Origin of the sequence: Paenilisteria rustica, assembly GCF_013820765.1 — a bacterium.
Lineage (GTDB): Bacteria > Bacillota > Bacilli > Lactobacillales > Listeriaceae > Listeria_A > Listeria_A rustica.
Map to the genome: position 1 here is coordinate 321,092 of NZ_JABJVM010000003.1, position 10,596 is coordinate 331,687.

General features: G+C 40.0%; 8 protein-coding genes. All 8 read left to right on the plus strand.

Annotation, left to right across the window (positions count from 1 at the left end):
- Positions 1-51 precede the first annotated feature (51 nt).
- Entirely contained in the window at positions 52-1,044 is a 993-nt protein-coding gene (locus HPK16_RS04990) for an ROK family protein (RefSeq protein ID WP_181675906.1), read from the plus strand.
- Between the two features lie 16 nt (positions 1,045-1,060).
- Entirely contained in the window at positions 1,061-1,246 is a 186-nt protein-coding gene (locus HPK16_RS04995; protein ID WP_181675907.1) for a hypothetical protein, read from the plus strand.
- A 53-nt stretch (positions 1,247-1,299) separates the two neighbouring features.
- Positions 1,300-2,100 (plus strand): HAD family hydrolase, encoded by an 801-nt coding sequence (locus HPK16_RS05000; protein WP_181675908.1) that lies wholly within the window; start codon positions 1,300-1,302, stop codon positions 2,098-2,100.
- Between the two features lie 22 nt (positions 2,101-2,122).
- Positions 2,123-3,298 carry an MFS transporter gene (locus HPK16_RS05005; protein WP_181675909.1) on the plus strand — a complete coding sequence of 392 codons (1,176 nt, stop codon included), beginning with the start codon at positions 2,123-2,125 and terminating at the stop codon, positions 3,296-3,298.
- A gap of 207 nt (positions 3,299-3,505) precedes the next feature.
- A complete protein-coding gene (locus HPK16_RS05010) occupies positions 3,506-4,216 on the plus strand; it encodes a Crp/Fnr family transcriptional regulator (protein ID WP_181675910.1) in 711 nt (236 codons plus the stop codon).
- A gap of 366 nt (positions 4,217-4,582) precedes the next feature.
- Entirely contained in the window at positions 4,583-5,257 is a 675-nt protein-coding gene (locus HPK16_RS05015) for a Crp/Fnr family transcriptional regulator (RefSeq protein WP_181675911.1), read from the plus strand.
- A 160-nt stretch (positions 5,258-5,417) separates the two neighbouring features.
- Positions 5,418-6,092 (plus strand): Crp/Fnr family transcriptional regulator, encoded by a 675-nt coding sequence (locus tag HPK16_RS05020; RefSeq protein ID WP_181675912.1) that lies wholly within the window; start codon positions 5,418-5,420, stop codon positions 6,090-6,092.
- A 300-nt stretch (positions 6,093-6,392) separates the two neighbouring features.
- On the plus strand, positions 6,393-10,596 hold a 4,204-nt coding region (locus HPK16_RS05025; protein WP_181675913.1), incomplete at its 3' end, for an Ig-like domain-containing protein.

Here is a 10,596-nt window from a genome sequence, read left to right on the forward strand (position 1 = left end):
ATTAAGGTTCTTAATTAAGTGTTCGAAATATATTGTGAGGCGATGAAATGAATGGAAAATAAGCATGTCGTGAAAGCGGCGAATTTGAATAAAGTTAGAAGCGTGTTGTTTAAATACGGATCCGCGACAAAGGCGAAATTGGCTGGCGAGTCGGATATAAGCACGGTCACGGTCAATGGTCTCGTCAAAGAACTGGTGGAGGCTGGCGAGTTTATCGGTGGCGAATTGATCCATCCAAAGCTTGGTCGGCCGTCTGTGCACTATCATTTCAACTATGATTTGGAGCACTATCTCTTAATTTCGATCCAAGAAACGGCTGGGAAATTACATATTGTTGCCAAAGTTGTAAATATGCGTGGCGATATCAAACTAACGCGAAATCAGCCGATGGAAGTCGTGGAAATTGGCGCGGTGATAGAGGTTATTACGGAAATACTCGCTCAAAAACTAGCTATCACGAATATCGCAATCTCGATTCCAGGTAAACAAATCGGTTCCAAAATCGCAGTGAGCTGGCATGATACACTTGACGGCTGGGATTTAGAAGCAGAAATCGGCGATCGATTCGGCATTCCTGTCCGTATTGAAAATGACGCCAATCTAGCAACAGTAGGTTATTGCAAAGAAGCCGCGATCCCGGATCGTGATTATGTAGTTGGGATTTATTATTTGCCAATGAGCATGCCGGGCGCGAGCCTTTTTCACAATAATGGACTTTTTAGAGGGCAGGATGGTTTAGCGGGTGAAATTCGTTATTTGCCGCAGTTTATCGGGCAAGCATTACCTCGTTCGTTCGAGGAGTCGGCGCGAAATTTGCTGGATATCTTATGTATTTACAACAGCCTCTTGGCGCCGCATACGTTTGTGATTCATATGGAAGGGTTGAGTCAGCGGCAGTTGGAAAAGTTGATTTTAGAAAATGATGTTTTGCAGGAGCAGCCAAATAAGCCGAACTTTCATTGTGCGGTTTCGTTTGATAAAGATGTAATGGCGGGATTGCAGTGGTTAGCGATGTCGCATTTAGCATTTATGAATCTGAAATAAGAGGGACTTGCTGCATGTGCAAAAACAAGAATATCGGCGGCAATTTCAGGTGAAATGGTGGTTTTCGACAAACAGCTTGTATATGCTTGCTCTGAATCAAGAAATCAATTATTTCACGATTGTGCCGATCAGAAGAATTTTAGCGACGTGTGAAGTAGCGGGCACGGGTATATTGAATTTTTCGGATGCGGGTTGTAAATAAAGCATTATCAATAGAGATTTAATTGAGAAAATAAGAAGCATGGGGGTAGGGGCATGATTAAATTAGTGATTACGGATATGGATGGGACGTTTTTGGATAGTAAGGGTGCGTATAACCGCGAGTTTTATCAGGAAATTAAGGGCTTGATGGCACAGAAAAATGTGGCGTTTGCGGCGTGTACTGGGAAGCAATGTGACCGTGTGGAGCAACTTTTTGGACCTGAGAATACGGAAGATTTGTGGATTTTGGGAGATAGCGCGGCGCGAATTAAGCATAATGGTGAATTTGTTTATGAGTCGTTGATTAAGAATAAGTTGGGGCTCGAGATGATTGCAAAATTGGAAGCGTATCGTCTGGATTACGTTATTATTGCGTGTACGTCGGCGGGTGCGGTTGTGAAGGATACGGTGCCGGATGCGATATTTAATCGGATGAAGCATTCTTATTCGGAGTTGCGTCGGGTAGCTGATTTTGGCGAGATTGATGTTGATTTTGTGAAAATTTCTGTATATGATGAGAAAGAGGACAGTTTTCATACGCGTACGCAGCTTGCTGATTTTTTTGATAAAGCGTATATCGTTGCGTCGGAGGGTGCTTGGATTGATATTTCGGATGTTGGTGTTCATAAAGGGACAACGGTGGCGCGATTGCAGGAGATTCTTGGCGTGACCCATGATGAGACGATGGTTTTCGGCGATGGGCTGAATGATTTGGAGCTGATGGAGGCTGGGCTTTACAGTTTTGCGATGCGGAATGGTTTTCCTGAGACGAAGGCGGCGGCGAATTTTATTGCGCGGTCGAATGATGAGGATGGCGTATTGCATACGATTAAATGGATGTTGACGCTACAGTAAACAGATAGAAAAGGGAGTTTTTATGGAGAAAAAGTGGTATTATGCGATTTTAGTTATTTTTACGACGTGTGGTTTTAGTTTTTCGAGCTGGATTTCGCGAACGCCGGAATTGCGGGACGCGCTGCACGCGACGACGGGAACGATGGGGATTATTTTACTTGGATTGTCGATGGGATCGATTCTAGGATTGGTGCTGGCCAACGTGTTTGTCCGGGCGCGTGGTGGAAGATTTGCGATTATGACGAGTGTTTTTTTCATGTTTAGCGGATTCATCGCACTCTCGATTGGTGCGCTTGTCGCAAGCCAAATCGTGGTTTTCGCGGCGCTGTTCATTTTTGGAATGGGGGCGGGAATGTGTAACGTCGCGATGAATTTAGAAGGAACCGAGATTGAATACCGGATCAAAAAGACGATTTTGCCGGTGTTGCATGCAGCGTTTAGTATTGGAACACTTGTGGGCGCTGGAGTCGGGGCGATTTGTATCAAGTTAGGCATCTCGGTCAGCCTGCATTTGACGATTGTGGCGTGCTTATTGTTCGCGCTTCTGATGATTTCGACGCGATTTGTGCCGGCGGGAATTGGCAAGGATTCTGCGGCGGATAAGAAGGCGAACGCGGAAGAAAGCGCTGCGGACAAGCGTTTGTGGCTCAATAAACGGACGGTAGCGCTGGCGATTATGGCGTTATGTCTCGCGTTTGTTGAAGGATCGGCGAATGATTGGATTCCGCTTGCGATGGTGGATGGCTACAACGTTTCGCATAGTTTTAGTACAGTTATTTATGGTGTTTTCCTGACGGGCATGATTAGCGGGCGTTTGGTGAGTGGGCGCCTGATTGATACGTATGGCCGCGTGTTGTTGCTCCGCATCGCCGTGGCACTCGCTGCAATCGGCCTACTTCTAGTCATCCTGAAAATTTCCGTCGCGCTCTGCGTCATCGCGATATTCCTGTGGGGACTTGGCGCTTCGCTCGGCTTCCCGATGACGATTTCGGCGGCTGGGGACGAGAGTCAGTATGCGGTGAGACGTGTAAGTTTGGTGACGCTGGCGGGTTATGGTGCGTCGCTTGCTGGGCCGCCGTTGCTTGGTTTCCTAGCGAATTATTTTGGCTTGCTGAACGCGTTTATTTTTGTACTTATCGCGATTTGTGTGGCAGGACTTTTTACGAGTAATGTTGCGAAAATACGCCAAAATGCATAATGAAAAACCGTATCCAGATTTTCGTTGGATACGGTTTTTATTTTTTGTTACATATATTTAGTTTCTGTTTTTTTGTGAAATCAGAGGGTACTTACATTTGTAAGATAGTAACTGATTGTGAGGTGAAAATAGTTGCTATCTCTACACGATGACTAGGTAGTAGAGGCCAGCTCTGGAATTTTTTAAAATAGTATAGGAGGGGAAAAAATGAGTAGAGTATCAAATTTTCCAAATTTTGATGAATATGTAGACACTTTGAAAGTTGTGAAAAGTCATCCAGATTTTTACGGATTTGCTCGTGAAAGGAGAATAAAGCAGGGAGAAGCAATAACGCAGAATAACATGGGAACAAATCTTTTAGCAATAGAAGAAGGAATAATTAAGTTGGGATACAGAAAAAATGAAGATAAGGTCGTGTTTCAATATTTTTTACACCCTGGTGATTTTTGTATATTACCGGAATATGTGGGAGATGTGCCAGCAGATCTTATTTATGAGCCTGTAACAGATGTTCTTGGTTGGGAAATTGATAGCTTATTTTTTCAGATGGTTTTGAGTGAGAAGGATCCACAGAATTCCATCCTAATTCAGCATTTTTTGGGTACACGCAGAAGATTTTTCCGGGCTTCTATCCGAGCAAATCTAACTGCGAAACAACGGATTTACTTCAATTTACAGTTGCTCATGGATATGGGTTTCCACGTGAATTCAAATTGTATCGAGTTGCCGGATTTTATTAACTACGTGGTACTAGCAGATATGTCCAACGTTTCCAAAAGCCTAGTAGCCTCTGTATTACAAATTTTGAAAACCGAGGGTATATTGATATCTAGTGAAAAACCGTGGATTATTACAAATGTGAAGAAGTTTCAGGAGCTAATGGTACAAGAGGAAATACCGATAGATGCTGTGAAGTAAGGGCAGAGGCTAATTTTATAGTGAGTGATTAGTCAAGAGAAGAAGGAATATATGGAATGCACATCTTTGCCAAGAGAGGGGTTAGATGTGCATTTTTGGTATATTTCAACCGAAAACATGCATCTAAAGGAATATTTAGCGAATAATTGCATGATCCATAAATGTCACCAAGCATTCACAATTATGGATAAACGCATACCAAGAGTAGTACATGTGGAGTTTTAAAGTCCATAACTTAGTATAGCTAGAACGGTAATATTCTAACTGTAGACTAAAGGGGGAAAAGCAGGAATTTATAAAAAGGACTATACTGTGTAAGTAAACAAATTGAGACAACATAAAACGAAATTAAAAAGGAGTGTATCAATGATGAACAGTGCTACTATTTTAAATGAAAATCTGCAACAGAAGGAACATATTAATAATGAATTCAAACAATATTTAATAGCAGACGACGCATATAGCATTCCTTATGAAACAAATTATATAGAAGATAATCAAGTTATCCTAGCAGAAAATACGAGGTTAACGGATGTATATATCATTGTTTCTGGTGTTGCTATGGTGATGCAAGATAATATCATTATTCAGTTTTTAGGACAGAATGAATGCCTTGGAGTAGAAAATATCATTGTTAGCGGTGAAATAAGGATGAGTATTGTAGCGCTAACCAAAATGAAATTATATAAAATGACATTACAAGATGTGCATACTAAAATACAAAAAAGAACACAGGGCCTTCGTTTAGTGGCAGATATTATAGCAAGTCGTACAGATTCATTGACACGGCATCTTGTTAGATCAGATGTGGTTCGCAATAAAGTGCTAGATGTAGTGCTAGAACTAAGCTTTTTGTATGGTGAAGAAAGAAACGATTGCATATATACAGAAAAATATTTTTCTAAAAAAATGATTGCTAATTATTTGAATGTAAGTTATACAGCAGTTACCAACGCGTTTAAGTTACTTGTAGTTGAAGGCATCATCCACGACGAACCGCATGGCATGATTGTGTATCTTGATCAGCTTTCCTCCATATAATGATAGACGACATGAAATTGGTTTATAAATCTAAAAAGCTTGCGTTCACAAAAAATATGAAATAAAGTAACTTTTGTGACGTATACTTTCCTTCCGATGAAAAAAAAACATGGTAAGATTAGTATATCGAAAAGGCAATAAAGAAAGGAGCTATCAGGACATGAGTTATATGGCATTATTTGATAAAGACGTCATGAACCAACAATTTGGTAGTACACAGTTATTAAAAGTATTATCAGATACAAGCTCTTATCCGATTAATAAAGAAGAGAAAATATTTTATAAGAAAGAAAAAATACTTTCTGAAAATCTTATACATGACTACATTTATTTTATCCAATCAGGTGTTTGTGTAGCTTGGCGAAATGAACATGCTACTTACTTTGTTGGCGAACATGATATCGTCGGTATGAACGATATATTGGGAAATGAAAAATCTGCAACAAGTGTCATTGCATTGACCGATGTAACGACATGGCGTTTTTCGAAAAAAGAAGTAATGAGCAAGTTGATGTATTCTCAAGAAGGTGCTTTTTACCTTTTTCAATATATGAAAGAAACAAATAAAAAATTGTTGCAGGCGCAAATGTGGCAAATGAAAGATACAAAAGACCGACTTATCTCGACACTCACTCACTTAGGAAAGCTTTATGGAGAAGAAGACGACGAGCACATTATAATACCGAAGTTCTTCACCAAATCGATTGTTTCAAACTACTTGGGTATGTCTCGTCAGCATATGACAACCTTATATCGTAATCTTGTGAACGAGGGTATTTTTACTACTGATCCTCACCAATACATTTTAAATAAGAAAGAGATTGCATACGCATAGAATGAGATCACTTGACTAACAAGCTACTGTATTGCATTGTAAACTAGTTTCCGTATTTCAAAGAAAAATTCGTCAACCGATAGTCTAGTTATTAATATATAAGTATTTTCATTTTTATAAAAAAACGAATTACAATAACTGTCAATGAATTATTTGGACATTTTTTTGAGAAAGGGTGTAAATGATGAAAAAACAAAACAGTCAGATTGATTCAAGTTAACTCTTTTGAATTCAGTCCAAAAAATAGTTGCGCAACTATATTACTAATAATTAATTTAAATCAGAGGAGGACATTTATTAATGTCAACGAAAAAAAATATCATCAAAAAAAGTGGAACCATCGCCTTAGCGACTGTATTGGTAGGGAGCTCATTGTTAAGTACCTTACCTGTTAACGTATTCGCAAGTGAAGCTGCCCTTAAAAGTGCAATCTTAACAGCAGCTCCTGCTAATGCAACTGAGGTAGCAACATTTGCTGAACTAAAAGCAGCATTATTAAATACAAGTGTAACAGACATTAAATTAACAGCAGATATCAAAGTAACAACAAGCTTTAACTTCACATCACAAAAAAATCTATATGGTAATGGACATTCGATTGATATGAGCTTCAACAGAATTGGAATTGCAAAAACCGATTCAGTCAATCGCGTGGAAGATCTAACAATCACAAATCAAAATATATATCCGTTATTCTGGTCAGAATATAAGGGCGTAAAAGTCACTTACAAGGATGTAAAATCTAGCGGTCAACAATTTGTTTATAACGCTAACGGTACAACAGTATTAGAAGGAAACATTACAGCAAGTGCTACATCAGAAGAAGTTTATCAAGGAACAACTTTCATAATTAAAGATGGAGCAAACGTTGATTTCTCTTCTACCTCTTCATGCCCTGCTATTCGTTTATACGGAAGCATGACACAAGAAGCAAACTCTGATTTGAAAGTAAAAGCGAAGGATATGGCTGTTTATGGTCATAACAGCAATACACAAATCACTGTTGCGGGTAACATGGATCTAACATCTACAACTGAGCAAGCAATCTATACAGCAGGTTCAGGCGGAAACATGGTTGTTCAATCAGGAGCTAAATTCAAAGCTACTGCAGGCGACTTGACTGAAGAAGGTATTTCTATTACAAGTGGTAATTTAACAGTTCAAAGTGGCGCAGATTTTGTTGCAACTTCACCAGGTAAACAAGGAACAGTTCAAACAGGTGGAAAATTAGTATTTGAAAATGGTTCGAACTTTGCCATTACTAATACGAATGCTATTGGATCTGTTTTTGCCAACTACGCGGGAAGTTCAACAAGCATTAACATTAACTCCGATAAAGGGTTATCAACTTGGGATTCAGGCCTAATCAACAACGAGCTTCCAACTCATAACTACAACGATTTCACAACAGCGACATTTGCTCTATCTGGTTGGGATAAAAGTAACATCAGTCAAAAGAGCTTAACTTCAAACAGCGCTCAATACCAATCACAATTTGTAAGTAAAACAACAGCGAAACTTTTCGGTGGTAGCTATGCTATGACGAATATCGCACAAACAACTATTGATGAGCTTACAACAGATTCAACACACGCAGTTGGTATAGCAGAACCAAACGCAACAATCGTTATCAAGGATGCTGCAGGAACTACACTTGGAACTGGCAAAGTAGGATCAGACGGTTACTATGACGTTACAATTCCGAAACAAGCTGCGAATACAAAAGTAACAGCAACAGCTACTTCTAACGGAATGACATCTTCTGCTACAACAACAGTAAAACAAGCGACTATTGAACAAACAACAATCGCGGCATTAACAACAGATTCTACAAAAGCAACAGGAGCAGCAGAACCGAATGCAGATATTGAAATCAAAGCAAATGGTGAAGTTATTGGTTCCGGCAAAGTAGGATTAGACGGAAATTATAGTATTACTATTCCACAACAAGATGTTGGCACAAGAGTAACAGCAACAGCGAAACTTGGAGATGTAACTTCTTCAGCAACTGCAATAGTAACACAAGGTGATCTTGCACAAACAACAATCTCAGCGTTAACAACAAAATCTACTTTAGCAGAAGGGGTAGCACAACCTAATGCAACTATCGAAATCAAAAACAGCGCTGGTGATGTACTTGGATCTGGAAAAGTAGGATCTGATGGTAAATACAGTATCACAATTCCAAAACAAGCTGCTGGAACAGTCGTAACTGCAACAGCAACATCAAATGGTAAAACATCTACTGCACAAACAACAGTTATTCGTGGTGAAATTGATACAACAACAATCAACAAAGTAACAACAGAATCAACAACTGCTTCAGGAACAGCAGAACCAAACGCAACGCTTGTTATAAAAGATCAAGATGGTGAGCAACTTGCGACAGGTCGTGTAGGATCGGATGGCGTATACAGCTTAACGATTGCAAAACAAGCAGAAGGAACAATTATCACAGCAACAGCCTCTTTAGGAGATTTGACATCTACAGCATCAACTATTGTGGCACGTGATGGTATTGATCAAACAACAATTAATACACTTACAACTGAATCAACATCAGTTTCAGGAATTGCAGAACCAAATGCAACAGTTGTTGTAAAAGATCAAGATGGTAAACAACTTGCAACAGGCCGCGTAGGATCTGATGGCATTTATAGCATGACGATTGCAAAACAAGCAGAAGGAACAGTCGTAACAGCAACTGCAACAGCTAACGGCAAAACTTCAAGTGCAAACACAACAGTCGTACGTGATGGCATTAACCCAACAACAATTAGCGCACTAACAGCCGATTCAACAACAGCAACAGGAACAGCGGAACCAAATGCTAGCATTGTGATTAAAAACGCAGCAGGAACGACTATCGGATCTGGAACAGTAGGATCAGATGGTAAATATAGCATTACAATTCCGAAGCAAGCAGAAGGAACAGTCGTAACAGCAACTGCTACGAAGAGCGGTAAAACAGAAAGTGCTACTACAACAGTAACAGCAGGTCAAAGCATTGCAAAAACAACAATTAACTCCCTAACAACAGATTCAACATCTGTTTCAGGAACAGCAGAACCTAATTCAACAGTTGTTGTCAAAGACCAAAAAGGTACGCAAATTGCAACAGGCCGTACAGGTTCAGATGGCATTTATAGCATGACAATCGCTAAACAAGCAGAAGGAACTGTTGTTACAGCAACGGCTACTGCTGATGGTAAAACATCGAGCGCAAACACAACTGTCGTACGTGACGGTATTGCGGCAACAACGATTGATACACTAACAGCAGACGCAACAACAGCAACAGGAACAGCAGAACCAAACGCAACGATTGTTATCAAAAACGCTGCTGGAACAACTATCGGATCTGGAAAAGTAGGATCAGATGGTAAATACAGTCTTACAATTCCGAAACAAGCAGAAGGAACAGTTGTTACAGCAACAGCAACATTAGGCGGTAAAACATCAGATGGTTCTACAACTGTAAAAGCAGGCCAAGACATCGCGAAAACGACGATTAATGCTCTTACAACAGATTCTGTATCAGTTTCAGGGAAAGCAGAACCAAACGCAACACTTGTTGTTAAAGTTGGCTCAACAACGATTGCAACAGGAACAGTAGGATCAGACGGTAACTATAGCTTGACGATTCCAAAACAAGCAGCAAATGCAATTGCAACAGCAACAGCAACAAAAGATGGTAAAACATCAAGCGCTTCGACAACAGTAACAGAAGGTAAAGACATCGCGCAAACAACAATTAATGCCTTAACGAATGATTCAACAACTGTTTCAGGAAAAGGCGAACCAAACGCAACAATCGTAGTAAAAAATGGTGCGACAACGATTGCAACAGGAACAGTAGGATCAGACGGTAGCTATAGCTTAACAATTCCAAAACAAGCAGCAGACAGCGTTGTTACAGCAACAACGACGAAAGATGGTAAAACATCAAGTGCTAGCACAACCGTTACAAAACAAGCAACAGGTAGCGTAGTTGTCACTGCTCCTTATTACGTTGGCTATGATTCTAGTGTCAAAGCAACCGTTTCTGGTGACGCAACAAAAGTATATCTACAAGTTGGCGACACAAAATATACAACAGTTCCAGTAAGCGGAAGCTTCACGTATTACGCGAAAGACAAAATTACAGCGACAACACAAGACGCGTACATCGTAGCTCTAGATGCATCAGGTAAAGAACTATCTCGTGCCAAAGTAACATTAAAAGATGGCAAGTTATTAGTAGGTACAGTAACACCAAAAGAATTCATCGTTAGCGCAGACAGCTATGTGACAGGAACTTACACAGGTTCTGTGACAAAAGTAGCCATTTCAGTCAACGGAAAAGTATACCCAGCCGTGGCAGTAACAGGATCAGGTGCGCTACAATATTACGCAAAAGATAAGATTACAGACAAAACAGACGTAGTTAAAATGATTGGTTACAACTCAGAAGGCACTATCATTGATACAAAAGACGTATCTGTTGCTGGACCAGAAAGCTTGG